Below are 25,352 nucleotides of genomic sequence, written 5' to 3' on the forward strand. Positions count from 1 at the left end.
TTCCCGTAATAATCAACCGGTGAGGCTGGTCCGGGGTGTTACCCTGTTGTCATTCAGTGTAAACGGAATATACCGGAGTAGCAGTCGTGAGAGGGTGAAAATGAAGACACAGCACGAGTCAGCCAGATTATCTCATCGTTTTTCAGCGATATTCTGGGATCTCGTTGCTGCACTTCTGGTGCTTGGCATGGTGGTTTTTCTCGCCCAGACAAGCCGCGATCTCATGCAGCCTCTGGCCGGGTCGGGAGGGGCTGTCATCAGCCTCGAATCATCAGTTTTGCCGGAATATGCGCTACGTACGTCGCTCAGGATGCTTGCAGCGATGATACTGTCGCTGATTTTTACGTTCACCTATGCCACTTGGGCTGCCAAGAGCCGGCGTGCCGGGCAGGTTCTTATCCCGCTGCTCGATATCCTCCAGTCTGTACCGGTACTTGGCTTTATTTCGGTTACGGTGGTTTTTTTCATGTCGTTTGCTCCTGGAAAAATGCTGGGTGCCGAGCTGGCTGCCATCTTTGCCATTTTTACCAGTCAGGCCTGGAACATGGCGTTCAGTTTCTACCAGTCGCTGCGCACAGTTCCGACTGAACTTGTCGAAGTATCACGTTCTTTCCGGCTCAGTCCATGGATGCGCTTCTGGAAGCTTGAAGTACCTTTTGCGATGCCGGCACTCGTGTGGAATATGATGATGTCGATGTCGGCCGGCTGGTTTTTCGTCGTTGCTTCTGAAGCAATCAGCGTGGGGAACACGGTTGTCACACTGCCGGGCATTGGTTCATATATCGCGCTGGCTATTGACCAGCGTGATCTTGGGGCGGTCGGCCGGGCGATCGCAGTCATGCTCATCGTGATTCTGATTTACGACCAGCTTCTGTTCAGACCGCTTGTGGCCTGGGTGGATCGCTTTCGCTTCGAACAGGAAGCAGATAGAAATTCGCCGCGTTCCTGGGTGTTGATGGCGCTGCGCCGGTCACGCTGGGTGGCAATGGCTGTTGTGCCACTGGTCAGGATGTGGCGATGGACTTATCGGGCAGGGAATGATGGAGCTTCTCGGGAACTGGCCCGGACTGCCCGGAACACTATGGGGTCGGGCGTGATTTCGTGGCTCGACTGGCTATGGTACGGTGCAATTGCTGTTATTTGTGCTTTTAGCATGTGGAAAATTACAGTTTTTGTCTTGCAGGGTGTAACACCGGATGAGGTCGGAACGACTGTTTTTTTGGGTTGTGTGACCATGGTGCGAGTCTTTGTCCTGATTGCGGTCGCCAGTGTCATTTGGGTACCAGTCGGGGTCTGGATCGGATTGCATCCGGAGGCTGCGCGTATCATCCAGCCGGTCACCCAGTTTATGGCGGCATTTCCTGCCAATCTGTTGTTTCCGCTGGCAGTGTCGGGGATAGTGGTGTTGCGGCTCGATCCGGATATCTGGCTAAGCCCATTGATGATTCTTGGTACGCAGTGGTATATCCTGTTTAACGTCATTGCAGGCGCATCGACCATTCCGGGTGAGCTGCGGGATATCGGGATTAATCTTGGCGTCCGGGGCTGGTTGTGGTGGCGGCGTATCGCGTTACCAGCGGTATTTCCCTTTTACATGACAGGTGCTGTCACTGCTTCCGGTGGATCATGGAATGCCAGCATCGTCGCGGAACTTGCCAACTGGGGAGACACTACCCTGAAGGCGAATGGCCTCGGTGCCTATATCGCAGAGGCGACTGCAGCCGGCGATTTTCATCGTATCGTTCTCGGGATTGCGGTCATGAGTGCGTTCGTTGTCCTTATCAATCGTCTGTTCTGGCGCCCGCTCTATATACTGGCCGAACGCAAATTCCGCCTGGGCTGAAAGGAGATTCACATCGACATTTCCCCATTGCTGGATATCCGTGGTGTTCGCAAGTCATTTCGCAAACCGGATGGCAGCGAGTTACTCGTGCTCGATGGAATCGATTTCACGCTGGGTGAAGGCGAAATCATCGGTTTGCTGGGTCGTTCGGGTTCGGGTAAATCCACATTGTTGAGGTCGATTGCCGGGCTTACGCCGCCATCGACCGGCTCCGTTATTTATCACGGTAATGAAGTAACAGCGCCACCACCGGGTATTGCCATGGTATTTCAGGGGTTTGCTCTGTTTCCCTGGTTGACCGTGCTGGAGAACGTGCAACTGGGTCTGGAAGCACTGGGACTTTCAACCGGCGAGTTACACCGGCGCGCAATCGAGGCGATCGATCTGATCGGGCTCGATGGCTTCGAATCAGCCTATCCGCGTGAATTATCGGGTGGCATGCGCCAGCGTGTGGGTTTTGCACGCGCATTGGTTGTTCATCCCAATATCCTGCTCATGGATGAGCCGTTCTCGGCACTCGATGTGTTGACGGCGGAGACGCTGCGTACTGACTTTCTCGATCTCTGGTCAGAAGGCCAGCTTCCCATCAAGGGGGTGATCCTTGTCACGCACAATATTGAGGAAGCTGTGCTGATGTGCGATCGTATTCTTATTTTCGGCAGTAATCCTGGCCGTATTCTCAATGAGATCAAAGTTGAACTGCCGCACCCGCGCGCGCGTCTCGATCCGGCATTCCGCGATCTGGTCGAGCGTATCTATGTAGAAATGACAACCCGGTCAGCTTCGGTTCCCGCTGGTAGACGAACAGAATATTTTCCAGGAACGGGTATCGGGACAATTCTGCCTCATGTATCCTCGAATTCATTGTCCGGCCTGCTCGAAGCGGTAGCAGCCGCTCCTTACAATGGGGAAGCAGATCTTCCTGTGATTGCCTCGTCTTTGCATATGGAGATCGATGAGTTATTTCCAGTAGCCGAGACGCTGCAGATGCTGCGCTTTGCCGAAGTGGCAGGGGGCGATATCAGGCTGACCACGGAAGGACGACAGTTTGCCGATTTCGATACTGACCGGCGCAAGCACCTCTTTGCCCGCCATCTGCTGACCTATGTTGCGCTGGCAGCTCATATCCGACGGGTACTCGATGAACGGCCAGTACACCAGGCGCCGTGGAGCCGGTTCGCAGATGAACTGGAGGACTATATGCCGCCTGCTGCGGCCGTGCAGACCTTGCGTACCATTATTGCCCTGGGGCGCTACGCAGAGATTTTTTCATACGACGATGAGAAACAGGTTTTCAGTCTGGATAATCCTTAAAGAACCTCTGATCAAGTCCCACATGGCTGCACACTGCGTTTTGCGGATGAAATGCAAGGCGAGTGAGGCAGTGAATGGTTGGCCCCTTCACAACGAACTCAACGCTGCAGTTCGTCTGTAAAACCAGTGCCCCAAAGGGTTGCGGCAAAATCATGCGCTCACTGTGTCGCACTCCTCGGTATCGTAGAATACGTGCTTCTTGTGATCATCACGATTTTGCCTGCAATGCGGCTCATGGAGAACTTGATCAGAGGTTCCTTGAGGAGTTTCTGATCGTGGTGAATAGTAATCTCTTTCCTATTACACTGAATAATCCTACTTTAATAAAACATTAAGTTATACTAAAATAGGACTTTATGATAAACAGGAGGTTGCTATGCTTCAAACTTTACGCAAGGCCGGTGGTTCGCTTGTCATGACAGTGCCCAAGTCTTTTATCGAACAGAACGGGCTGAGTGAAGGTTCTCAGGTTGAGCTTCATCTTCACGGGAAGAAGATGACCGTCGAAGCACCGGCCCGACCGCGTTACAAGCTGGCTGACCTGATGGCGGAAATGCCGAAGGGATTGCCGCGTGTTGAAGGCTGGGATGAAATGTCTCCCGTCGGACTGGAAGACAGCTGATGACATACCTGCCGAACCGTGGCGACATCGTACATCTTGATTTTGATCCATCCTCCGGCCGGGAGATAAAAGGCCCTCACTTTGGCCTTATTTTAAGCGGTAAGCTTTTTAACCAGCGAGGACTGGCAATGATCTGCCCGATTTCTCAGGGTGCTGCCGCTGCTGCCCGTACCTACGGGACTGTGGTCACCTTGATGGGAGCAGGAACTGACACTCAAGGTGCGGTACATTGCCACCAGTTGAAGTCTTTGGATTGGCAAGTGCGGAATGTGCGTTTCAAGGAAAGTGTACCGCAGCATATTCTTGATGAAGTCCTGGCCAGGGTAGAGGCTATTCTGTTTGAATAGACCCCCCCGAAAACAGGCGAAAGCCCCTATTTTATTCAGCAAACTGTACTTGGGTTTTCGCCTGGCGTAATCCTGCGTTGATAAGCGCAGTTAATGTGCTGAACTACTGTTTCCCAGCGTCTTTCTCAATGTGCCAGCAGGATTGGTTCTGTCGGCCATTTGTATTTGTTCATTCAACTCTGTTTTTGCCAGTAAATATTTATATTTATTATATTGATATCCTGTTTTTATCAACTGGTTCTACTTCATTCTCATCATCGTTTTCCTTATGGTGTATCCCTATTCTGTCTAAATCAGGCATTCCCATTATCGGTGAATACATAATGTCGTTTATATCGGTTGACCGTTTCCATCCAAAATACTGCTCACCAATTGCACGCTTGCACATCTTATAAAGCCTGTTAAGTACAAGGTGATTAACTACCGGTTTACCGTCTGCAAATTCAATCATTCTGGCCATTGATACAACTGAAACCCTCATTTCCGAGTGATGCATTGAGAATTGAAATCGGAAAGCACCGGTTTCCGAGTTGATATCCCTTGTTGTAAGAAGAACATAAACAGTGTTTTTAGATGATCCTGGTAATCTTGTGACTATTGGATAAGATTTTTCAATGACGCTGTCTCCAGACAGTTGTCTTGTTCCGGGTAAGGTAGCAGCTTCTAAATCGCCCAGCCGGACACTGCTTTTTACCCATATTTTCATATCATCAGACAGAATTTTCGATAACTGTGCTGCGGCTGGTTCGGGAAAGTCAATCATTGGAACGATATATACCTGGACTTCGTCTGGATCGTATAGCTCGGCGCTGGCTGACTGAGTCATAAACAAGATAAAAACGGTTAGTAGCGCTACGATGTTTTTCATAAAACTTCCTTAATATTTAACACCAGGCTTGATTCAACGGGTAATAAAACGAAGTGAAATCTTTGTTTAGTTCTGCGTTTTGGGTGGTTTATTTGTTTACGGCATAGATGGATATCGGATACACAAAATGAATTTCAGTACCTGACAGATGTGCATCTGGTTGAGTGAAGGGTGTCAGGTTGTATTCTTTGTGCCAATACTGCGAGCCGCGAGGATGGCATGCCTGGTCGCATGCCATTCAACTGAAGCATGCACGGTGAAGCACCCCAGGTTCAGCGTATGCAAGAACCGGAACCGGGAACCCAGGTGACGAAGGATTTTTTCCTTCAGCCACTCTGGATCGAACCCGGCCCACTCACCTGCCACTGACAGGAGGTTGTATTTGCATATCGGGTATACCTCGTTTATGAGGATGAACTCGAGCTGATCGATCGAGTAAGGTGATCTGGCAAGCTGATCGGCACGCCACTGCCGTGAGAGAGAGGTATCCGTATCGAGGAACATGTCTGACAGTGCTTCCCATACAGGCTGGCGGGCAGCAAGGTCTTCAGCGGCTGGCTTGATGGACAGCATGGCGTATTTTGGGTGCCTGAAATAAAACCGTCATTCCTGGACAGTGATCATCCAGCTGATACCGAAGCGGTCGGTAAGCATACCAAAACGTGATGACCAGAAAGTCTTCGTGAGTGGCATACGTACCTGACCGCCCTCGGCGAGAGCGGCAAATGTGCGATCGGCCTCAGCCTCCGTCGGTACAGTCAGAGAAAGTGAGAAGCCATCGAAATGACTGTCTTCTCCGCATCCGTCGGAAGCCATCAGCGTGGTGGCACCGATGTGAAAAGAGGCGTGCATGATTTTGTTTTCAAAGCCGGGTGCAAGCATTCCGGGCGGTGGCGACTCCGGGCTTTCTTTGTGGCGCATGAGCATATCCACCTGTGCGCCGAGGGTGGTACGGTAGAATTCGAGTGCCTCTTCACAGCGACCGCCGAAAAACAGGTAAGGTTGAACATATGGGGTAGTCATTGTGTTCTCCTTTCAGCTGGTATCAATCTGGTTTGCTTATCGTAAACCTTTTTCGATGAATCTGGCAGTTTGATTGTTAAGGGATCTTTGATTTATCCTGCATTGGCATACAATGTTTCATGCATTGGATGCTTAATTTACGGTAAGAGGGTATATGCGATTTCTACAGTTTTTGATCATGTTCTGGGTGGGGTTATATGCGCAGTGGGCGCTGGCGTTCTTGCCGATTCAGCACTGGCAGACAGCCAACGGGGCGCAGGTCTATTTCGTCGAGAATCATGATTTGCCAATACTCGATCTCAGTATTGAATTTCCGGCAGGCAGCAGTACCGATACGGCAGAAACTTCCGGCCGCGCCGGACTGGTGCAACGGCTGATGAGTATGGGGGCAGGTGGTCTGTCAGAAGATCAGATTGCCGAGACACTGGCGGATGTCGGAGCGAGGCTGGGTGGAACATTTGATCTGGATCGGGCAGGACTGTCACTGCGGACATTGAGCCATCAGCAGGAGCGCGTGCGTGCGCTGGATGTTTTGGCGCAGATCGTTCAACGCCCTGAATTTCTTGAAAAGATTCTGGAACGGGAACGTGCTCGTATTATCGCAGCCCTCAAGGAAGCGGATACCAAACCAGAGGTCATTGCTGACCGGACACTGATGAAATTGCTGTATGGCAAGCATCCTTATGGTTTGCGTGAGTCGGGAGAACCGGATGCGCTTGCAGCGTTGCGGCGACAGGATCTGGTTGATTTTTACCGTGCGCATTACACAGCTGGCAATGCAATCATTGCAATGATAGGGGATATCAAACGGGATGAAGCTGCCCGTATCGCAGAGATGCTGACCAGAAATCTTCCGACTGGGAAAACGTATAAAACTTTGCCACCTGTTGAAAACCCTGTTCCGATCATCCAGAAGATTGCTCATCCGGCCACGCAAAGTCATATCCAGATTGCCTACCCCGGGTTGAGTCGTAAGGATCCTGATTATTTTCCTCTACTGGTGGGTAATTACATTCTGGGAGGGGGTGGGTTCGTTTCCCGATTGATGAATGAAATTCGTGAAACGCGCGGGCTGGCATATAGTGTTTACAGTACGTTTGCGCCATACCAGGAAAAAGGGCCATTTGAAATCGGTTTGCAGACAAAAAAGGAACAGGCGGAACAGGCCTTGCAGTTGACACAGAAAACGCTCAGGGATTTTGTTGAACAGGGACCGACCGAAGAAGAGTTGCAGGCTGCCAGGCAGAATATCGTGGGAGGGTTTCCTTTGCGTATCGACAGTAATCAGAAAATTCTCGGATATCTTGGGGTTATCGGTTTTTATGATTTGCCACTGATTTATCTGGAAGATTATGTCAAGGCGGTGGAAAAGGTGACTGTCGCGCAGATCAGGGACGCATTTAAACGCCGGATTGATCCGACCGGTATGGTAACGGTAGTCGTGGGTGCGGCAGACTAACGCTTTTGCATAGTGAAGGCAGACAGAATCCGTATTATTGGTGGCCAGTGGCGCAGCAGGTTGATTCAGTTTGCCGATGATGAGCTGCTCCGGCCGACACCTGATCGTGTTCGGGAAACATTGTTCAACTGGCTGGGGCAGGATCTGACAGGAAAAATCTGCCTGGATCTGTTTGCCGGCAGTGGTGCACTGGGATTTGAAGCTGCTTCGCGAGGCGCGAAACAGGTGACCATGATCGAGCAGAACATGAAAGCTGTTCGCAATCTCCACTGCTCGATCGAGAAGCTGGGCGCTTCACAGGTAAAGCTTGAGCACGTTGATGCCCGGATGTTTCTTACTGCTGATTCAGAGCGCTATGATGTCATTTTTGTTGATCCTCCGTTTAAATCCGGGTTGCTGGCTGAAGTATTGCCATTATTGCCAGCAAAGTTGGAGGAAGAGGGTGTGGTTTATGTTGAAAGCAGCGACAAGCTGCTGCCAGATGATACCTGGTCGATCTGGAAACAGGGCCGGGCAAGTCATGTTCATTACTGTTTGTTGAATCTTAATTCTGATGGATAAAGTTATTTACCCTGGTACTTTTGATCCGATTACACGGGGACATGAAGATCTGATCCAGCGTGCGTCGAGATTATTTGATCAGGTAGTTGTCGCGGTTGCTGCCAACAGCGGAAAATCTCCCTGTTTTTCACTGGAAGAGCGAGTGGAAATGGCCAGAGCAGTTCTGGCCGGATATGCCAACGTTGAAGTAACGGGATTTTCCGGTCTGCTGATGGAATTTACCCGGCAGCAGCAGGCGCATGTCATTGTGCGCGGTTTGCGGGCAGTATCCGATTTCGAGTACGAGTTTCAGCTGGCCGGGATGAATCGCAGTTTGTATCCTGATGTGGAAACCATTTTTCTGACGCCATCGGAGCAATATATGTTTATTTCAGCCACTATCGTGCGTGAAATCGCACGTCTCGGCGGGGACGCAAGCAAGTTTGTGCACCCGCTCGTAGCTGAACGGCTTTATGAAAAGCGAAAAAAATGAATACTGGAGAGTGAAAGAAATGGCGCTGATTATTACCGATGAGTGTATCAATTGTGACGTGTGTGAACCCGAATGTCCTAACCGGGCAATTTCACAGGGTGAGGAAATTTACGAAATCGACCCGGATCTGTGTACAGAGTGTGTGGGACATTACAATACGCCACAATGCGTGGAAGTTTGTCCGGTCAGTTGCATCGTGGGTGATCCGGACAGGGTTGAGAATCGCGAGCAACTGATGGAGAAATACCAGTTTCTGACTACTGGCGCGAACCGAGTTCCTCAGGGATAGCGTAACGCCGCGGACCAAAAATCGCGGTGCCTATTCTTACCATCGTGGCGCCTTCTGCGATGGCATTTTCCAGATCTTCCGACATTCCCATTGACAACGTATCCAGATTGAAACCTTGCTGCTGCAATTGTTCGTAAACTTCCCGCATCATCTGAAACTGTTCACGTTGCAGTGCGGTTACGGCAGTGAGTTCCGGAACCGCCATGATTCCGCGTAACTGAAGGCGTGGCTGCTCGCTGACGAAGGCGGCCAATTCCGCAGCTTTTTCCGGATCCACTCCACTCTTGGTGATTTCTCCACTTACATTTACCTGCACACAGACTTGCAGCGGTGGTAACGATTCCGGCCGTGCTGCTGAAAGGCGGGTTGCGATTTTTTCCCGATCGATTCCGTGTACCCAGGAAAAATTCTCGGCAATCAGTTTGGTTTTGTTGCTTTGAATCGGACCGATGAAATGCCATTCGATTGGCAGGTCTGACAGTGCGCGGATTTTGACCAGACCTTCCTGCAGGTAATTTTCACCGAATACGGTTTGCCCTGCTTCCCAGGCTTCACGCAGTTTATCCGGCGTATTGGTTTTGCTGGCTGCCAGCAGCTGAACGCTTTCCGGATCACGCCCCGCTTTTTTTGCGGCTTCAATGATACGGTTTTTGACATTCTGCAGGCGTGAGGCGATTGTGGTCATGGTTGGATAAGTGAAATTGAAGAAACGGGTGATCCGGTATTACTGCCAGAAAATTTACCGGTATTCCGGAAATATATTTAATCCCGGCCTGTTTTTTCCGTTCTAGTTAGATCAGCCGACTGTCTGGGGTCAGAAAACATTACCAGCAGCCGGTATCAACCGATCAACGTTCAACGTGGTAAAAGGAACACACCGGATGAATATAGTAGAGTTACTCTCATTTGTGGTCAAGAATAACGCTTCCGACCTTCATTTGTCTGCCGGTATGCCGCCTATGATCCGGGTGCACGGGGAAATCCGGCGCATCAATCTCCCTGCGCTGGAGCACAAAGACGTGCATGACATGGTGTATGACATTATGAACGATAGTCAGCGCAAGCATTATGAAGAACATCTGGAGTGCGATTTTTCGTTTGCTATCCCCGATCTGGCACGTTTTCGTGTCAACGCTTTCAATACTCAGCGGGGAGCAGCTTCGGTGCTGCGTACCATTCCGTCCAGAGTGCTGACACTCGAAGAACTGAAGGCGCCAAAAATATTTGCTGAAATTGCGCAACAACCACGCGGTGTGGTGCTTGTTACGGGACCGACCGGATCCGGTAAATCCACCACGCTTGCAGCCATGATCAATGACATCAATGAGAACCAGTATGGCCACATACTGACTTTGGAGGATCCGATCGAATTTGTACACGAAAGCAAGAAATGTCTGATCAATCAGCGGGAGGTCGGGCGAGATACACACAGTTTCAGCAATGCTCTGCGTGCGGCTTTGAGGGAAGATCCGGACATCATTCTGGTGGGCGAAATGCGGGATCTGGAGACAATTCGTCTGGCCATGACTGCGGCGGAAACCGGTCATCTGGTTTTTGGTACGCTGCATACCAGTTCGGCTGCCAAGACCATCGACAGGATTATTGACGTGTTTCCGGCGGAGGAGAAGGAAATGGTGCGTGCGATGCTGTCCGAATCACTGCGTGCCGTTATTTCTCAGGCACTGCTGAAAACAAAGGATGGTAAGGGTCGGGTGGCTGCTCATGAAATCATGATCGGTACACCGGCTATCCGTAACCTTATCCGGGAAGGAAAAGTAGCGCAGATGTATTCGGCTATCCAGACTGGTCAGGGAGTCGGGATGCAAACACTCGATCAGAATCTGACAGATCTGGTGAAGCGTGGCGTCATTTCAGCGGCAGAAGCGCGTACCAAAGCTATGAACAAAGATAATTTCCGTGGTTGAGCGGACAGAATTTATTATGGAAAAAGAACAGGCACTCAAATTTATGCACGATTTACTGCGGCTGATGCTTAGTAAAAAGGCTTCAGATTTGTTCATTACGGCCGGTTATCCTCCGGCAATGAAGATAGACGGCAAAATGACACCTGTCACACAGCAGCCACTTTCTTCTGCCCATACTGCAGCGCTGGCGCGTGCCATCATGAACGATAAACAGGCGGTGGAGTTCGAGTCCAGCAAGGAATGTAATTTTGCAATTCATCCAGAAGGAATCGGCCGTTTTCGCGTCAATACTTTCGTACAACAGCAACGAACAGGAATCGTTTTGCGGACGATCACCACGAAGATTCCAAATTTCGATGATCTTGGGCTGCCGCAGGTTCTGAAAGAAGTCGTCATGAGCAAACGTGGTCTGGTGATTTTTGTCGGTGGAACCGGCTCGGGAAAATCCACCTCGATGGCGGCACTGATTGGCCATCGCAACCAGAATAGCCATGGCCATATCATCACTATTGAAGATCCGGTTGAATTTGTACATGAACATATCAATTGTGTCGTTACCCAGCGGGAAGTCGGAGTTGATACGGAATCGTGGGAAGCTGCATTGAAGAATACATTGCGGCAGGCGCCCGATGTCATTCTGATTGGTGAAATCCGGGATCGAGAAACAATGGAGCACGCCATTGCTTTTGCTGAGACCGGGCATTTGTGTATGGGTACCCTGCATGCAAACAGCGCCAATCAGGCGCTTGATCGCATTATTAATTTCTTCCCGGAAGAACGGCGTGCTCAGTTGCTGATGGACCTGTCACTGAATATGCGGGCATTGGTCGCGCAAAGGCTGATTCCCAAAAAATCAGGCAGCGGGCGTGCTGCGGCAATCGAAGTAATGCTCAATTCTCCACTGATTTCTGATCTGATATTCAAGGGAAATGTGCATGAAATCAAGGAAATCATGAAAAAATCAAGTGAACTGGGGATGCAAACTTTTGATATGGCGCTGTTTGAACTCTATGAGAATGGCACGATTTCCTATGAAGATGCACTTCGTAATGCTGATTCCATGAATGAATTGAGGCTGCAAATCAAATTGCACGGATCAGAAGCCCGGAAAATCAGTGCAGAGACGAATATCGAACATCTGACGATTACCTGATATTAGTCATTGCTGCCGATAATTACGCCGCCACCCAGACAAACCTTGCTTTCGTAGACTACTACCGATTGTCCGGGTGTGATTCCCCATTGTGGCGCTGCAAAACCAATCTGACAGGAGTCATGTTCAAAGTGGGTAATTGCGCAGGGTGCATCTGTTTGACGATAACGGATTTTAGCTGCATAAACCCAGTTCTGATGAGGAGAGGTACCGCTGATCCAGGAAAGATCCGCGGCAGTCAGCGAAGAACGCAGTAGTGCAGGGTGGTCGTGTCCTTGTACTACGTATAACACATTTTTTTTAATATCCTTTCCTGATACAAACCACGGCTGTTCACTGCCCTGGCGGGTGCCACCAATCCCCAGTCCCTGCCTTTGCCCGATGGTGTAGTACATTACTCCCTGATGTTCTCCCACGACTTGGTCATCCAGGGTATGGATTTCACCTGGATTGGCAGGTAGATATCGGTTGAGAAATTCACGAAAAGGACGTTCACCAATGAAACAAATTCCAGTGCTGTCCTTTTTGGTGGAATTGGGTAACCGATGTTCACGCGCGATTTTGCGAACCTCTCGCTTGTAGAGATGGCCAATGGGAAAAATTGTGTGTGACAGCTGTTGCTGATTCAGACGGTAGAGAAAATAACTCTGGTCCTTGTTGCCATCTTCACCCTTAAGTAACTGAAACAAGCCATCTGTTTCATGCACCTGTGCATAATGGCCAGTTGCAATCCAATCGGCGCCCAGATTGAGTGCATGATCGAGAAATGCTCTGAACTTGATCTCGCTATTACACAGCACATCCGGATTGGGTGTGCGCCCCGCCTGATATTCATCCAGAAACAGATTGAAAACTCGTTCCCGGTATTCAGCTGAAAAATTTACCACTTCCAGTGGTATGTCAAGAATGTCTGCTACAGAGGCGGCGTCAAGAAAATCCTGACGAGAAGAGCAGTATTCATCAGTGTCATCTTCTTCCCAGTTTTTCATGAAGAGCCCTGTTACATCGTAACCTTGCTGCTTGAGTAACAAAGCGGCAACGGATGAATCTACTCCGCCGGACATACCAACAACTACACGTGATTTATTCATCTCATCGACCGAAAAAACATATCTGGTAATTTTACCTTGCTTCAGGCATAACACTAATCATCTGATGCTGAAATTGCTGCTTTTTGTCCGGTGATTTCGGCTGATCATTAATAAAGACGGGTAAAGTTTTTGCTTTATACGTAATTTTAAAATCTTGACTTAGCCCTGCTGAGGAAGTAGTCTTGAGAAGATGAGTAGTAAGTGATTAGGAGTAGATAAAGCTGGTTACCTGAGAGGGATCGGGTAACCGGTTATTGTTTTGTATCTGGTAAAAGCCGACGAACAGGTAGATTACGGAGGAGAGAGATGAGAATAGGGGAGTGGATGAGGGGGTTATTGCTCTGTGCGGGGTTGATGATGTGCGGGGTGGTTCATGCGGACATATCGACGGTACCGGACGAGACGTATGATGCGTTGAAGCTGGATCGAGGTAAGGCGACCCCGAAAGAGACGTATGAAGCGCTGGTCAAGCGTTACAAGGACCCGGCGCATGGAGCGGGGAAAGGGACGATGGGAGATTACTGGGAGCCGATAGCGATCAGTATATACATGGATCCCAATACTTTTTATAAACCACCGGTATCACCCAAAGAAGTTGCGGAACGCAAAGACTGTGTGGAATGTCACTCGGACGAGACCCCGGTATGGGTAAGAGCCTGGAAGCGCAGCACCCACGCCAATCTTGACAAGATCCGCAATCTCAAATCGGATGACCCGCTGTATTACAAGAAAGGGAAGCTGGAAGAAGTTGAAAACAACCTGCGCTCGATGGGCAAGCTTGGTGAAAAAGAAACCCTCAAGGAAGTAGGCTGTATTGACTGTCACGCTGACATCAACAAAAAAGACAAGGTAGATCACACCAAAGACATCCGCATGCCGACGGCGGACACCTGCGGAACTTGTCACTTAAGAGAATTTGCCGAACGTGAATCGGAACGGGACACCATGGTCTGGCCGAACGACCAATGGCCTGCCGGACGCCCCTCCCACGCACTGGACTACACCGCCAACATCGAGACCACTGTCTGGGCGGCGATGCCGCAACGTGAAGTTGCCGAAGGCTGCACCATGTGTCACACCAACCAGAACAAATGTGACAACTGTCATACCCGTCATGAATTCTCGGCGGCAGAATCGCGCAAACCGGAAGCCTGTGCCACCTGCCACAGCGGGGTGGATCACAACAACTGGGAAGCGTACACCATGTCCAAGCATGGCAAACTTGCCGAAATGAACCGTGACAAATGGAACTGGGAAGTCCGTCTCAAGGACGCCTTCTCCAAAGGTGGACAGAATGCACCGACCTGTGCAGCCTGCCACATGGAATACGAAGGAGAATACACCCACAACATCACCCGCAAGACTCGCTGGGCGAACTACCCGTTCGTTCCGGGCATTGCAGAGAATATCACCAGCGACTGGTCGGAAGCCCGTCTGGACTCCTGGGTACTGACCTGCACCCAGTGTCACTCGGAACGGTTTGCCCGCTCCTACCTGGATCTGATGGACAAAGGCACCCTGGAAGGGCTGGCCAAATACCAGGAAGCGAACGCAATCGTACACAAAATGTATGAAGACGGCACCCTGACCGGACAGAAGACCAACCGTCCGAATCCGCCGGAACCGGAGAAACCTGGATTTGGTATCTTCACCCAGCTGTTCTGGTCGAAAGGCAACAACCCTGCCTCACTCGAACTGAAAGTTCTGGAAATGGCAGAAAACAACCTGGCCAAGATGCACGTTGGACTGGCTCACGTCAATCCGGGTGGCTGGACCTACACTGAAGGCTGGGGTCCGATGAACCGTGCCTATGTTGAAATCCAGGACGAATACACCAAAATGCAGGAACTGTCAGCCCTGCAGGCCCGTGTAAACAAACTGGAAGGCAAGCAGACCAGTCTGCTCGACCTCAAGGGAACCGGAGAGAAAATCTCCCTGGGAGGCCTGGGTGGTGGTATGTTGCTGGCAGGAGCCCTTGCTCTGATCGGCTGGCGCAAGCGTAAGCAGACCCGAGCTTGACCGCACTGACAACCGACCGGCGTGCACAGACACGCTGGTCCGGCCGACTCCTCCCGTCACTGGGGATATTACTGGTGACGGGAGGTTTGGTTTTACTGACCTGGTATACCTGGCTGGTACTGACTCCGGACACAGCGCCGTATCGTTATCAACAGGTAACCACTGGCAATGTCAGTGAATTTCCCGAACTGGAACTGGACACCTGGCCTGATCTCACTATCAGCCAGTACGACATCCATGTCGAAGGTACTGAACAACCGGTTGCACAAGCCTGGTTTGGCCAGCGCGCAAATCAACCGCAAGTACTGCTCAACTGGAAGAACCAGACGAGAGAACCCCTCCTGGCACTGGACCAGAAAGCATCCGAACTGAGTGCTCTTGCAGCTGCGATCGACAAACACGCCTCCCGTGATGCCCTGCTGCTGGGCTGGTGGGACACCTCACGCCAACTGGCCCTGCTCACCGGACGGGATGTACTGTTTCATACCCCGTTACACGAACCCCTGATCATCCCGCTGGAATGGCAGCCCCATGAACAAGCCATTCGCGCGTATGAAAACCAGCAGGCTGGCACCCCGGCTGACCCACAGGAACAGGAATTGTTCATGCGCTTTGCACAAAGCCTGGTGAATCCGCCGGCAAACGGACTGGACGACCTGCGACAACTTGCCGGCACGCGGGACACCTACCTCATCGTACACGTCAGCGACCTGTACAAACTCGGCCTGATGTACCCGGACAAATTCGGCATTGCCTACAAGCACTACCGCATGACCGGCAACCTGCATGGCATGATCAGCCACCTGAAGACCGAAATGCGTACCCGCGGTTACTACACCTACACCCTGCAATCACTGTCGGACGAACTCATCCGTGCTTTCTTCCTGATCGACGAAGCAAGCTATGACACCCTGCTGGCGAAACTGCTGCCGTTTACCAGCCAGCCATCGCCGGTGGAACGCACCTCACCGCGACTGATCTACCAGCAAGGCGGATACTGGGTATATCATCTGACAGCAAAAGCACCGGCGCACAATACTTTGCAGTCGGGAAAAGACTCTAATGAAACGACGGATTCAACCGTTTCGGTCGATCAGGTACAATGACGAACTGGGAAAACGAAATGTAACCCGTGTTCAAACATCAATGAGAGGAGAGACCATGAAAATAATGATAGCCTGCGGGCTGGTTGCTGCAGCTTTGTTCACACTGACGAGTGGACAAAGTCTGGCAGCAGACGCCCCGTTTGAAGGCCGCAAGAAATGCAGTTCCTGTCACAAAGCCCAGGCGCAATCGTGGAAAGACACAGCGCATGCCAAAGCGATGGAATCGCTCAAGCCCAATGTCAAGAAAGAAGCCAAACAGAAAGCCAAACTGGATCCGGCCAAGGACTACACCCAGGACAAAGACTGCGTAGGTTGTCACGTGGATGGATTTGGTCAGAAAGGGGGCTATACGATCGAATCGCCCAAACCGATGCTGACGGGTGTAGGCTGTGAATCCTGCCATGGACCTGGACGTAACTTCCGGGGAGATCATCGTAAGAGCGGACAGGCCTTTGAGAAATCGGGCAAGAAAACGCCTCGCAAAGATCTGGCAAAGAAAGGCCAGGACTTTCACTTTGAAGAACGCTGCAGTGCGTGCCATCTGAACTACGAAGGTTCACCGTGGAAAGGAGCCAAAGCGCCTTACACCCCGTTTACACCGGAAGTGGATGCGAAATACACCTTCAAGTTTGATGAAATGGTCAAGGAAGTCAAAGCCATGCATGAACATTACAAACTGGAAGGCGTATTTGAAGGAGAGCCGAAATTCAAATTCCATGATGAATTCCAGGCCAGTGCCAAACCCGCCAAAAAAGGAAAATAGTGATGACCAGACTGCAAAAAGGATCGATTGGTACTCTGTTGACAGGAGCACTGCTGGGTATAGTCTTGGTGGCTGTTGTCTTTGGTGGAGAAGCGGCATTATCGACCGAAGAATTCTGCACCAGCTGTCATTCCATGACTTATCCGCAAGCCGAGTTGAAGCAATCCACTCACTATGGTGCGCTGGGTGTTAACCCGGGATGCAAGGACTGTCATATTCCTCAGGGAATAGAGAATTTCCATCTTGCGGTAGCGACACACGCGATAGATGGTGCCAGAGAACTGTATCTGGAGCTGGTCAACGACTACTCCACCCTGGAGAAGTTTAATGAAAGAAGACTGGAGATGGCTCATGATGCGAGAATGAATCTCAAGAAATGGGACAGTATCACCTGCCGCACCTGTCATAAGAAGCCGGCACCTCCTGGAGAGAGCGCTCAGGCTGAACATAAAAAGATGGAAACAGAAGGGGCGACCTGTATAGATTGTCATCAGAATCTGGTGCATGAAGAAGTTCCGATGACGGATTTGAATGCAAGTATTGCTCAAGGCAAGCTGGTATTGAAACCGGAAGATGATGGGGATGATGAAGAAGCTGATGAGGACGAAGATGAAGAAACCGAAGAAGCTGACGACAGCAGCGACAGCGAATCCGCTTCCTCCAGTGACAACAGCGACGACGAAGACGATAACAACGATGAGTAAGTAAGTTGCAATGTAGTAGCTATTGCTTGCTTGATGTACACTGAGACCCGCGGAGGTTCTATTTTTAGGCTTCGCGGGTTTTATATTAGTATGGCGGCTAGTAAAAAATTCAATTTGGGGTAACCAATTCCGTAAATAGTATTTAGGTTATTTGTAAGCAAATCATAGCTGCTACTGGTCGATATACTGATTTATAGCGACCGGCACATGAGTATGTAAGGTTAGATTGAGTATTTTGCTGTTTAAATCTATAACCAGCTTCCGTATATCTATGTTTGTTTAAGATTTGTTCAAGTTGTGGGGTAAATAAGTGACAGTTGTTCGTTTGCCGGATGGTACAGACAGGGTGTTTGATAATTCCGTAACTGTGAGGGAGGTTGCTGAATCTATCAGCCCAGGATTAGCACGTGCTGCACTGGCTGGCAAGTTAAACGGCAAGCTGGTGGATCTGTCAGAACAGATAGAGACAGACAGCGATTTGGTGCTGATAACAGATAAGGATTCTGAGGGTCTGGAGATCATTCGTCATTCTTGTGCGCATCTATTGGCACATGCTGTTAAGGAATTATTTCCGGGAACACAAGTTACTATCGGGCCAGTCATCGAGAATGGATTTTATTATGATTTTTCTTATGAGCGGCCATTTACACCTGAAGATCTGGTAGCTATAGAAAAAAGAATGCAAGAGATTAGCAAGAGAGCATTGAAAATTGAGCGAAAAGTATGGGATCGATCCAGGGCAATTAATTTTTTTAAAGATATTGGAGAACACTATAAAGCTCAGATAATTGAATCGATTCCAGATAACGAGCCTGTTTCCTTGTATTCACAAGGTGATTTCACGGATTTATGTCGTGGGCCGCATGTGCCCTATACATCAAAAATCAAAGTCTTTAAGCTGATGAAGATAGCGGGCGCTTATTGGCGTGGAGACTCCAAAAATGAGATGCTGCAAAGGATATATGGAACAGCGTGGGTAAGTAATGAAGAGCAGAATAATTATCTGCGGTGTCTGGAGGAAGCCGAGAAACGTGATCACCGCAAACTTGGTAAGCAGCTGGATCTTTTTCATACACAAGAAGAGGCTCCTGGAATGGTTTATTGGCATCCTAAGGGATGGGTTGTCTGGCAGCAGATTGAACAATATATGCGCCAGACTCTTGCCGGGAACGGGTATGTGGAAATTCGTACTCCTCAAGTGTTGGATAGATCTTTGTGGGAGAGCTCTGGTCACTGGGAAAATTTTCGTGAAAATATGTTTATCACGGAATCAGAGAATCGACATTATGCTATTAAACCGATGAATTGTCCGGGTCATGTTCAGGTGTTCAATCATGGATTGAGAAGTTACCGTGATTTGCCACTTCGACTGGCAGAGTTTGGTTCTTGTCATCGGAATGAAGCATCTGGAGCTTTACATGGTCTTATGCGTGTCCGTTCATTCACACAAGATGATGCTCATATTTTTTGTACAGAGGATCAGATTCTGGGAGAAGTAACAAAATTTATAGATCTGCTGAATCAGGTGTATATAAATTTCGGTTTCAGTGAAACGCTGATAAAGCTTTCAACACGTCCACTCAAAAGAGTCGGAACGGAAGATCAATGGGATAAAGCCGAGACTGCTCTGGCAACCGCTTTGAATCAGAAAGAGTTGAATTGGGAGGTACAACCAGGCGAAGGAGCTTTTTACGGCCCAAAGATCGAATTTACATTGAAGGATAGTCTTGGACGCAAGTGGCAATGTGGCACTTTGCAACTGGATTTTTCTATGCCAGCAAGGCTTGGTGCAGGGTATATTGCAGAAGACAATACAAGAAAGATCCCTGTAATGTTGCATAGAGCCATTCTGGGATCTATGGAGCGTTTCATCGGTATTCTCATTGAGCATCACGCAGGTGCTCTACCTTTATGGCTTTCTCCAGAGCAAGTTATCATACTGAATATTTCAAGAAATCAAGCTGAATATGCTCAGTTGATTACAGATGAACTCAAGCAAAGTGGTATACGTGCCAGCTCAGACTTGAGAAATGAGAAAATAAGCTATAAAATTCGCGAGCATAGCATGCAGAAAATTCCTTATTTGATGGTAGTCGGGGATAAGGAAATGGAAAACAGGACAGTTACCGTACGAGGGCGAGCAGGTCAGGATTACGGAGCGATGTCTGTTGAAAGTTTCGTTGTTCGTGCTCAGGAAGAAATAGCTAAAAGATTATAGTAATTGATTTTAATGAATTTGCGGAGGAGGGTACCATAGCTCAAGAAAAGACTGTAAAGGTTAATGACGAGATCTCGGCATCACAGATCAGGTTAATTGGTATTGATGGTGAGCAGGCTGGGATTGTGTCGATAGCTGAAGCAAAAGAAATGGCTGAGGAAGCGGGTGTAGATCTCGTGGAGATAGCACCCGGAGCGGAGCCGCCAGTTTGCAGACTGATGGATTACGGTAAATATCTTTATCAGGAAAGCAAAAAAAAGCATGATGCCAAGCTGAGACAAAAACAAATACAAGTCAAAGAGATCAAGTTTAGACCCAATACAGATGAGGGTGACTACGGTATCAAGCTACGAAATCTGATTCATTTCTTAAATGATGGCGACAAAGTAAAGATTACACTCCGTTTTCGGGGCAGGGAGATGGCACATCAGGAATTTGGTGTCAGATTGCTGGAAAGAGTGCGGGGGGACCTTGCTGACCATGCTGTGGTGGAACAATTCCCAAAATTAGAGGGGAGGCAAATGGTAATGGTTTTATCTCCCAAAAAGAAAGAAGTTAAGGTAGGTAAATCTGCTAAACAGTCTGAAACTGATGCAAAAAGTGAGGCTATAACTCAGTAGCAGTGTTTTTATTGTTTTGGTACAAGATTGTTTGCAATGTTGTTTGTTTATTACGAGTGATATCAGGGTCCCAAAAGTTTTCTGATCTGAAACACCTTGATTCATATTAAAAGAGGAAAAATTTATGCCTAAGATGAAAACGAAAAAGAGTGCTGCTAAGCGCTTTAAAGTAAGGGCGGGGGGAAGTATAAAACGTTCACAAGCCTTCAAGCGCCATATTCTTACCAAGAAAACAACCAAAAATAAGCGGCAGTTAAGAGGTGTGGCTGCTGTTCATGCAAGTGACATGGTATCTGTACGTGTGATGTTGCCTTACGCCTGAGGAGATAGATAATGCCAAGAGTAAAGCGTGGTGTAACGGCAAAGGCCCGCCATAAAAAGATTCTTAAGCTGGCGAAGGGGTATCGCGGTAGACGAAAAAATGTATACCGTATTGCAAAACAGGCTGTAATGAAGGCTGGACAATATGCATATCGTGATCGTCGTCAAAGAAAACGACAGTTTCGGACTTTATGGATTGCGCGTATCAACGCAGCAGCACGTGAGTTGGGAATGACTTACAGTACATTTATGAACGGTATCAGAAAGGCAGGTATTAGTCTTGACAGGAAAATACTGGCTGATTTGGCTGTATTTGATAAAGTTGCCTTTGAGAAAATAACTAACCAGGTAAAAGCCGGGTTGGCAAATTAAAAAGTAGTTGGTGTACAAGTTTACCAAGGGAGGTCAGCAATTATTGGCTCGACCTCCCTTTTTTATGAATGAATCATTCCATTGCTATGGGTAATCTGGAAGACTTGGTCAATGCTGCAATAAAATTGTTCGATAATGCCGAAAGTATCGTTGATCTAGAGCAGATCAAGGCGCAATACCTGGGAAAAACAGGTGAGATTACTATTCTGCTAAAGGGGTTGAGGGAACTGACTCCTGAAGAACGACCGGTAATGGGAGAGCGAATCAATCAGGCAAAGAAACTGTTGGAAGATGCTTTGATTGAACGTCGAAACCTTATTCAGGAAAAAAATATGTCGGCTCGTCTGGCCGAGGAGAGTCTGGATGTATCCTTGCCGGGGCGTGGGTTGGGAATGGGAGGGGTGCACCCCGTCACACGAACTTTGATACGCATCGAATCATTGTTTCACTCGATTGGTTTTAGTGTTGCAACTGGCCCCGAAATCGAAACTGACTTCTATAATTTTACCGCGTTAAATATTGCTGAGAATCATCCTGCACGTGCTATGCACGATACCTTCTATGTTGATGGTGGAAAATTGTTACGAACACATACATCGCCAGTGCAGATTCATTACATGCAGAACCATCGGCCACCCATAAAAATTATTGCACCTGGGCGGGTGTATCGTTGTGACTCCGATGTAACACATACGCCAATGTTTCATCAGGTTGAAGGATTGTGGATAGATGAGAATGTCAGTTTCTCCGCGTTGAAAGGTGTATTGGTGGAGTTTATGAGGAATTTCTTTGAGAAAGATAATTTGTCAGTCAGATTCCGCCCTTCTTTTTTTCCGTTTACAGAACCTTCTGCTGAAATGGATATTGCATGTGTAATGTGTAATGGCAAGGGTTGTCGGGTTTGTGGTGAAACTGGCTGGTTAGAAGTACTCGGGTGCGGTATGGTGCATCCGAATGTCATGAATCATGTTGGTCTGGATAGTGAAGAACATATCGGGTTCGCTTTTGGTCTGGGCGTCGAACGCTTGGCCATGTTGCGTTACGGCGTTAATGATTTGCGTTTGTTCTTCGAAAACGATCTGCGTTTTCTGAAACAGTTTAATTAATACACGAAACTTGCAGTTATGAAATTTTCCGGGAACTGGCTTCGAAAGTTGGTTGATCTCCAGTATTCTGATGAGGAGTTGGCGCACAAATTAACGATGGCAGGATTGGAGGTGGAGAGCGTAGCTCCTGTTGCCCCGTTTTTCGATAAGGTAGTCGTTGTACAAGTAGTTTCTGTTCAAAAGCATGCTAATGCTGACCGGCTTAATGTATGCAAGGTTGATGTGGGAACTCAGTCAGACGGGTTTTTGCAAATCGTTTGCGGAGCACAAAACGTAAAAGAAGGTATGAAAACCGTGTGCGCTCTGGTGGGAGCCCGGCTGCCTGAGTTGGATATACGGCAGGGTAAAATACGCGGTGTAGAATCCTTAGGTATGTTGTGCTCTGCCAAGGAACTCGGATTGGCAAGTGATGCCGATGGGTTACTTGAGCTTCCGGGTGATACGCCTGTGGGAGTAGATTTCAGAAAATACTACTCGCTTGATGATTGTATTTTTACTTTGAAGCTGACACCTAACCGGGCCGACTGCTTGGGTATGTTTGGTATTGCGCGTGAGGTTGCTGCAATTACCGCTAGCGAGCTTGATTTGCCGGAAATTGTATTTGTTAATCCGGTAATTGAAGATGTATTACAAATCCGGGTAGAGGAACCTGAATCCTGTCCACTTTACTGTGGCCGGGTCATCAAGGGTGTAGCAACAGATACTGCCATTCCTCTATGGATGAGTCAGCGTCTGGAGCGTGCCGGCTTGCGCATGATTAATCCGGTGGTTGATATTATCAACTATGCTATGCTGGAAACAGGCCAGCCAATGCATGCCTTTGATCTTAATCAGGTAAACCAGGAGATTTGTGTACGTTTTGCTGGTGAGAATGAGCACTTGCTGCTACTGAATGGCGAGAGGCTAACTTTACAGAGAGATATGTTGGTTATAGCTGACAGCAGTAAACCATTGGCGTTGGCCGGTATCATGGGCGGCAGTGAAAGTGGGGTGACAAATACTACAACAGATGTTTTTCTTGAAAGTGCTTTCTTTTCACCCGTTGTGATCAGCGGAAAGTCGTTTAAGTTGGGTTTTACCTCGGATTCTGCACATCGATTCGAGCGAGGTGTGGATTTCTCCATGACACGTAGTGTGCTCGAACGAGCTACGGCACTGATTCTGAGTATATGCGGAGGTAAAGCGGGGCCGGTTACAGAAATCGGGAGTGATCTACCGCGGCGAGAGGCAGTCAGGGTGCGTCAAAAACGCATTGCAAAGATTCTGGGAGTAGATTTCAGTGTTGAACTGATATCGGAGTATTTTCAACGCTTGCAATTTAGTTACACTATGGTGGGTGAGATGTTTTATGTCGTGCCACCTGCAGCGCGCTTTGACCTGGTGATCGAAGAAGATTTCATTGAAGAAATTGCGCGGGTGCACGGGTATGATCTGATTCCTGCCCGGTTGCCCAAAGCACCGGTGCATATGCTGGCAGAACCAGAAACGGGTGTATCACCAGTTAAACGATTGCGTCAGATTCTGACTGCGAAAGATTATCAGGAAGTTATAAATTACACGTTTGTCGATATTCAATGGGAAGCAGATTTTTCTGGAAATGACATACCAATCAGATTAAAGAATCCAATTGCCAGTCATATGGATGTAATGCGCAGCAGTCTTTTTGGCGGATTGATCGATAATCTGCAATTCAATCTGAACCGCAAGCAAAGCAGAGTCAGAATTTTTGAGTTAGGCTCGTGTTTCAGTAAAGAGGGCGATGAGGAAAAAGAGGTAGAAAATCTGGCGGCTCTTTGCTCAGGAAGTGCATATCCGGAGCAATGGGGTGTGCCGGATCGGGATATCGATTTTTATGATGTAAAAATGGACATTGAGTCTTTATTCTGGCCGAGAAGCGTTTATTTTGAGCTTGCGCTACATCCGGCGTTACACCCGGGTAAATCAGCCAGAATCTTGATAGACAAGAAGCCGGTTGGTTGGATAGGAGAACTTCATCCTCGTTGGCAGAGCAAGTATCATTTATCTCAATCTGCCATACTGTTTGAATTACGAACGGAAGCGTTGGCTGCTGAGTTATTGCCAGCCATGTATCCGCTTTCGAAATTTCCACCGGTAAGGCGCGACATTGCGGTTGTCGTGGAAAGTGATGTAAGTGTAGCCAGTTTGCTGGAGACAATGCATCTGGAAAAAGACCGCAGCATTAGTGAGATATCTTTATTTGATTTATATAGTGGTGAAAAATTAGTGCAAGGGAAAAAGAGTCTTGCTTTCCGTATTTTATTGCAAGATAGCGAAAAAACCCTTACAGATCAGGAAATCGATCGGGCAGTCAGTCAGTTGGTCGGTATTCTTGAACGAAAATTTGGTGCAACGCTACGTAGCTAATTAGTGTTGGTTCAGGGCAATTACTCTATTTTCTATCTTAAGGGTGGATTATGGCTTTAACCAAAGCAGAGCTTACTGACTTGTTATTCGAGAATATCGGATTGAATAAGCGTGAAGCAAAAGAGATTGTAGAGTGTTTTTACGAGGAAATGCGGGCAGCACTTCAGAATGGTGATGGTGTAAAGCTTTCAGGTTTTGGTAATTTTCAGCTGAGAACAAAGCCACAACGTCCGGGGCGGAATCCCAAAACTGGTGAGGAAATTCCGATTTCGGCACGAAGAGTGGTTACTTTTCACGCAAGCCAGAAGCTTAAATCTATGGTGGAAGCCAACTATCGTGGAGAATCAGGCACAAATTAATGTATTGCCTCCCATACCGGTAAAGAGATATTTCACAATCGGAGAGGTGAGTGAATTATGTGGCGTTAAGCCACATGTTTTGCGTTACTGGGAGCAGGAGTTTACCCAACTGAGATCAATCAGGCGTCATGGAAACCGGCGTTACTATCAGCACCAGGAGGTAATACTCATCAGACGGATACGTGAGTTATTGTACGACTATGGTTTTACCATAAACGGAGCACGCAATCACCTGGTATTAGGGTTGCAGAATCAGGTTAAAAATAATGTAGTAGGTAGTCAATCTTGTCAGTCCGGTTCAGATTTCAGTCTGGCCGGATTAAAAAGAGAAATTGAGCAAGTCATATTGTTTCTTCAGGTAAGTGAGGCATGAGTATTATTGGTACAAGGCTGGTAATTGCCTGGTGCAGTT

27 protein-coding genes are annotated in these 25,352 nt (G+C 48.5%); 22 read left to right on the forward strand and 5 right to left on the reverse strand.

All coding sequences use genetic code 11. The features are described from left to right. The first annotated feature begins 100 nt into the window (after positions 1–100). The 4 genes from HRU73_RS12220 to HRU73_RS12235 all read left to right on the forward strand — a co-directional run bounded on the left by HRU73_RS12220 (position 101) and on the right by HRU73_RS12235 (position 4,126). Positions 101–1,843 (forward strand): ABC transporter permease, encoded by a 1,743-nt coding sequence (locus tag HRU73_RS12220; protein ID WP_281871509.1) that lies wholly within the window; start codon positions 101–103, stop codon positions 1,841–1,843. Between the two features lie 27 nt (positions 1,844–1,870). Next, a complete protein-coding gene (locus HRU73_RS12225) occupies positions 1,871–3,157 on the forward strand; it encodes an ABC transporter ATP-binding protein (protein WP_281871510.1) in 1,287 nt (428 codons plus the stop codon). Positions 3,158–3,533: 376 nt separating this feature from the next. Next, positions 3,534–3,779, forward strand: a complete 246-nt coding sequence (locus tag HRU73_RS12230) for an AbrB/MazE/SpoVT family DNA-binding domain-containing protein (protein WP_276679087.1) — start codon at positions 3,534–3,536, stop codon at positions 3,777–3,779. Then, positions 3,779–4,126: a type II toxin-antitoxin system PemK/MazF family toxin gene (locus HRU73_RS12235; RefSeq protein WP_011111583.1), complete on the forward strand. Its 348-nt coding sequence runs from the start codon at positions 3,779–3,781 to the stop codon at positions 4,124–4,126. Before HRU73_RS12230 ends, HRU73_RS12235 begins: the two co-directional genes overlap by 1 nt. A 208-nt stretch (positions 4,127–4,334) precedes the next feature. Here the strand turns inward: HRU73_RS12235 and HRU73_RS12240 are convergent, their stop codons facing one another. The 3 genes from HRU73_RS12240 to HRU73_RS12250 form a co-directional block, all read right to left on the reverse strand. Next, the gene (locus HRU73_RS12240) at positions 4,335–4,994 is read right to left on the reverse strand and encodes a hypothetical protein (RefSeq protein WP_281871511.1); all 660 of its coding nucleotides are present in this window, start codon (positions 4,992–4,994) and stop codon (positions 4,335–4,337) included. A gap of 174 nt (positions 4,995–5,168) precedes the next feature. Then, complete coding sequence (locus HRU73_RS12245; RefSeq protein ID WP_011111581.1) at positions 5,169–5,567, reverse strand: DUF7079 family protein; 399 nt, start codon at positions 5,565–5,567, stop codon at positions 5,169–5,171. A 30-nt stretch (positions 5,568–5,597) separates the two neighbouring features. Next, positions 5,598–6,017 carry a VOC family protein gene (locus HRU73_RS12250; RefSeq protein WP_011111580.1) on the reverse strand — a complete coding sequence of 140 codons (420 nt, stop codon included), beginning with the start codon at positions 6,015–6,017 and terminating at the stop codon, positions 5,598–5,600. A 154-nt stretch (positions 6,018–6,171) separates the two neighbouring features. Between HRU73_RS12250 and HRU73_RS12255 the strand changes: the two genes are divergently transcribed. Genes HRU73_RS12255 through HRU73_RS12270 form a run of 4 tightly spaced genes read left to right on the forward strand, consistent with a single transcriptional unit; the run spans position 6,172 to position 8,798 of the window. Beyond that, positions 6,172–7,476 (forward strand): M16 family metallopeptidase, encoded by a 1,305-nt coding sequence (locus HRU73_RS12255; RefSeq protein ID WP_287398848.1) that lies wholly within the window; start codon positions 6,172–6,174, stop codon positions 7,474–7,476. A gap of 9 nt (positions 7,477–7,485) precedes the next feature. After that, a complete protein-coding gene (rsmD, locus tag HRU73_RS12260) occupies positions 7,486–8,037 on the forward strand; it encodes a 16S rRNA (guanine(966)-N(2))-methyltransferase RsmD (protein ID WP_287400081.1) in 552 nt (183 codons plus the stop codon). Further along, positions 8,030–8,509 carry a pantetheine-phosphate adenylyltransferase gene (gene coaD / locus HRU73_RS12265; protein WP_287398849.1) on the forward strand — a complete coding sequence of 160 codons (480 nt, stop codon included), beginning with the start codon at positions 8,030–8,032 and terminating at the stop codon, positions 8,507–8,509. The genes rsmD and coaD overlap by 8 nt, the downstream gene beginning before the upstream one ends. Positions 8,510–8,528: 19 nt before the next feature. Then, positions 8,529–8,798: a YfhL family 4Fe-4S dicluster ferredoxin gene (locus HRU73_RS12270; RefSeq protein ID WP_276679088.1), complete on the forward strand. Its 270-nt coding sequence runs from the start codon at positions 8,529–8,531 to the stop codon at positions 8,796–8,798. Here HRU73_RS12270 and HRU73_RS12275 read toward each other — a convergent pair. Next, on the reverse strand, positions 8,767–9,483 hold the full coding sequence (locus tag HRU73_RS12275) for a YggS family pyridoxal phosphate-dependent enzyme (protein WP_011111575.1): 717 nt from the start codon (positions 9,481–9,483) through the stop codon (positions 8,767–8,769). The two genes, HRU73_RS12270 and HRU73_RS12275, sit on opposite strands and share 32 nt — an antisense overlap. Positions 9,484–9,679: 196 nt before the next feature. Between HRU73_RS12275 and HRU73_RS12280 the strand changes: the two genes are divergently transcribed. Together HRU73_RS12280 and HRU73_RS12285 are read left to right on the forward strand one after the other, a co-directional pair. Next, positions 9,680–10,723, forward strand: coding sequence for a type IV pilus twitching motility protein PilT (locus tag HRU73_RS12280; RefSeq protein WP_276679084.1), 1,044 nt, complete (start codon positions 9,680–9,682; stop codon positions 10,721–10,723). Positions 10,724–10,739: 16 nt separating this feature from the next. Further along, the gene (locus tag HRU73_RS12285) at positions 10,740–11,876 is read left to right on the forward strand and encodes a PilT/PilU family type 4a pilus ATPase (RefSeq protein WP_287398850.1); all 1,137 of its coding nucleotides are present in this window, start codon (positions 10,740–10,742) and stop codon (positions 11,874–11,876) included. A gap of 2 nt (positions 11,877–11,878) precedes the next feature. Here the strand turns inward: HRU73_RS12285 and mnmA are convergent, their stop codons facing one another. After that, on the reverse strand, positions 11,879–12,967 hold the full coding sequence (gene mnmA / locus HRU73_RS12290; RefSeq protein WP_287398851.1) for a tRNA 2-thiouridine(34) synthase MnmA: 1,089 nt from the start codon (positions 12,965–12,967) through the stop codon (positions 11,879–11,881). 306 nt (positions 12,968–13,273) lie between these two features. On the opposite strand from mnmA, the gene HRU73_RS12295 reads away from it, so the two are divergent. The 12 genes from HRU73_RS12295 (at position 13,274) to HRU73_RS12350 (ending at position 25,313) form a co-directional block, all read left to right on the forward strand. After that, the gene (locus HRU73_RS12295; RefSeq protein WP_287398411.1) at positions 13,274–14,986 is read left to right on the forward strand and encodes a multiheme c-type cytochrome; all 1,713 of its coding nucleotides are present in this window, start codon (positions 13,274–13,276) and stop codon (positions 14,984–14,986) included. After that, positions 14,983–16,092: a hydroxylamine oxidation protein HaoB gene (haoB, locus tag HRU73_RS12300; protein WP_287398410.1), complete on the forward strand. Its 1,110-nt coding sequence runs from the start codon at positions 14,983–14,985 to the stop codon at positions 16,090–16,092. The genes HRU73_RS12295 and haoB overlap by 4 nt, the downstream gene beginning before the upstream one ends. A gap of 55 nt (positions 16,093–16,147) precedes the next feature. Further along, positions 16,148–16,855 carry a cytochrome c-550 CycA gene (cycA, locus tag HRU73_RS12305; protein ID WP_011111569.1) on the forward strand — a complete coding sequence of 236 codons (708 nt, stop codon included), beginning with the start codon at positions 16,148–16,150 and terminating at the stop codon, positions 16,853–16,855. Positions 16,856–16,857: 2 nt separating this feature from the next. Further along, a complete protein-coding gene (locus HRU73_RS12310) occupies positions 16,858–17,559 on the forward strand; it encodes a NapC/NirT family cytochrome c (protein ID WP_276818590.1) in 702 nt (233 codons plus the stop codon). Between the two features lie 310 nt (positions 17,560–17,869). Next, positions 17,870–19,777 (forward strand): threonine--tRNA ligase, encoded by a 1,908-nt coding sequence (gene thrS, locus HRU73_RS12315; protein ID WP_011111567.1) that lies wholly within the window; start codon positions 17,870–17,872, stop codon positions 19,775–19,777. Between the two features lie 35 nt (positions 19,778–19,812). After that, positions 19,813–20,397 carry a translation initiation factor IF-3 gene (infC, locus tag HRU73_RS12320; RefSeq protein ID WP_074671359.1) on the forward strand — a complete coding sequence of 195 codons (585 nt, stop codon included), beginning with the start codon at positions 19,813–19,815 and terminating at the stop codon, positions 20,395–20,397. Between the two features lie 124 nt (positions 20,398–20,521). Beyond that, a complete protein-coding gene (gene rpmI, locus HRU73_RS12325) occupies positions 20,522–20,719 on the forward strand; it encodes a 50S ribosomal protein L35 (protein ID WP_011111565.1) in 198 nt (65 codons plus the stop codon). Positions 20,720–20,730: 11 nt separating this feature from the next. Then, a complete protein-coding gene (rplT, locus tag HRU73_RS12330) occupies positions 20,731–21,090 on the forward strand; it encodes a 50S ribosomal protein L20 (RefSeq protein ID WP_011111564.1) in 360 nt (119 codons plus the stop codon). Positions 21,091–21,176: 86 nt separating this feature from the next. Next, the gene (gene pheS / locus HRU73_RS12335) at positions 21,177–22,196 is read left to right on the forward strand and encodes a phenylalanine--tRNA ligase subunit alpha (RefSeq protein ID WP_281871486.1); all 1,020 of its coding nucleotides are present in this window, start codon (positions 21,177–21,179) and stop codon (positions 22,194–22,196) included. Between the two features lie 18 nt (positions 22,197–22,214). Continuing rightward, positions 22,215–24,581, forward strand: a complete 2,367-nt coding sequence (gene pheT, locus HRU73_RS12340) for a phenylalanine--tRNA ligase subunit beta (RefSeq protein ID WP_287398852.1) — start codon at positions 22,215–22,217, stop codon at positions 24,579–24,581. 50 nt (positions 24,582–24,631) lie between these two features. After that, the gene (locus HRU73_RS12345; protein WP_011111561.1) at positions 24,632–24,940 is read left to right on the forward strand and encodes an integration host factor subunit alpha; all 309 of its coding nucleotides are present in this window, start codon (positions 24,632–24,634) and stop codon (positions 24,938–24,940) included. Continuing rightward, positions 24,918–25,313, forward strand: coding sequence for a MerR family transcriptional regulator (locus tag HRU73_RS12350; RefSeq protein ID WP_502709296.1), 396 nt, complete (start codon positions 24,918–24,920; stop codon positions 25,311–25,313). The genes HRU73_RS12345 and HRU73_RS12350 overlap by 23 nt, the downstream gene beginning before the upstream one ends. The last annotated feature ends 39 nt before the right edge of the window (positions 25,314–25,352 follow it).

The sequence above is a fragment of the Nitrosomonas sp. H1_AOB3 genome (genome assembly GCF_015709435.1).
Lineage (GTDB): Bacteria > Pseudomonadota > Gammaproteobacteria > Burkholderiales > Nitrosomonadaceae > Nitrosomonas > Nitrosomonas europaea.

Coding starts and splice junctions, on each gene's coding strand:
- rplT (WP_011111564.1), top strand. CDS start 20,731: ATGCCAAGAGTAAAGCGTGGTGTAACGGCAAAGGCCCGCCATAAAAAG.
- HRU73_RS12275 (WP_011111575.1), bottom strand. CDS start 9,483: ATGACCACAATCGCCTCACGCCTGCAGAATGTCAAAAACCGTATCATT.
- HRU73_RS12295 (WP_287398411.1), top strand. CDS start 13,274: ATGAGAATAGGGGAGTGGATGAGGGGGTTATTGCTCTGTGCGGGGTTG.
- HRU73_RS12245 (WP_011111581.1), bottom strand. CDS start 5,567: ATGCTGTCCATCAAGCCAGCCGCTGAAGACCTTGCTGCCCGCCAGCCT.
- cycA (WP_011111569.1), top strand. CDS start 16,148: ATGAAAATAATGATAGCCTGCGGGCTGGTTGCTGCAGCTTTGTTCACA.
- HRU73_RS12250 (WP_011111580.1), bottom strand. CDS start 6,017: ATGACTACCCCATATGTTCAACCTTACCTGTTTTTCGGCGGTCGCTGT.
- HRU73_RS12280 (WP_276679084.1), top strand. CDS start 9,680: ATGAATATAGTAGAGTTACTCTCATTTGTGGTCAAGAATAACGCTTCC.
- HRU73_RS12220 (WP_281871509.1), top strand. CDS start 101: ATGAAGACACAGCACGAGTCAGCCAGATTATCTCATCGTTTTTCAGCG.
- rpmI (WP_011111565.1), top strand. CDS start 20,522: ATGCCTAAGATGAAAACGAAAAAGAGTGCTGCTAAGCGCTTTAAAGTA.
- mnmA (WP_287398851.1), bottom strand. CDS start 12,967: ATGAATAAATCACGTGTAGTTGTTGGTATGTCCGGCGGAGTAGATTCA.
- HRU73_RS12345 (WP_011111561.1), top strand. CDS start 24,632: ATGGCTTTAACCAAAGCAGAGCTTACTGACTTGTTATTCGAGAATATC.
- HRU73_RS12270 (WP_276679088.1), top strand. CDS start 8,529: ATGGCGCTGATTATTACCGATGAGTGTATCAATTGTGACGTGTGTGAA.
- coaD (WP_287398849.1), top strand. CDS start 8,030: ATGGATAAAGTTATTTACCCTGGTACTTTTGATCCGATTACACGGGGA.
- HRU73_RS12240 (WP_281871511.1), bottom strand. CDS start 4,994: ATGAAAAACATCGTAGCGCTACTAACCGTTTTTATCTTGTTTATGACT.
- HRU73_RS12255 (WP_287398848.1), top strand. CDS start 6,172: ATGCGATTTCTACAGTTTTTGATCATGTTCTGGGTGGGGTTATATGCG.
- HRU73_RS12230 (WP_276679087.1), top strand. CDS start 3,534: ATGCTTCAAACTTTACGCAAGGCCGGTGGTTCGCTTGTCATGACAGTG.
- HRU73_RS12310 (WP_276818590.1), top strand. CDS start 16,858: ATGACCAGACTGCAAAAAGGATCGATTGGTACTCTGTTGACAGGAGCA.
- pheT (WP_287398852.1), top strand. CDS start 22,215: ATGAAATTTTCCGGGAACTGGCTTCGAAAGTTGGTTGATCTCCAGTAT.
- pheS (WP_281871486.1), top strand. CDS start 21,177: ATGGGTAATCTGGAAGACTTGGTCAATGCTGCAATAAAATTGTTCGAT.
- HRU73_RS12235 (WP_011111583.1), top strand. CDS start 3,779: ATGACATACCTGCCGAACCGTGGCGACATCGTACATCTTGATTTTGAT.
- HRU73_RS12285 (WP_287398850.1), top strand. CDS start 10,740: ATGGAAAAAGAACAGGCACTCAAATTTATGCACGATTTACTGCGGCTG.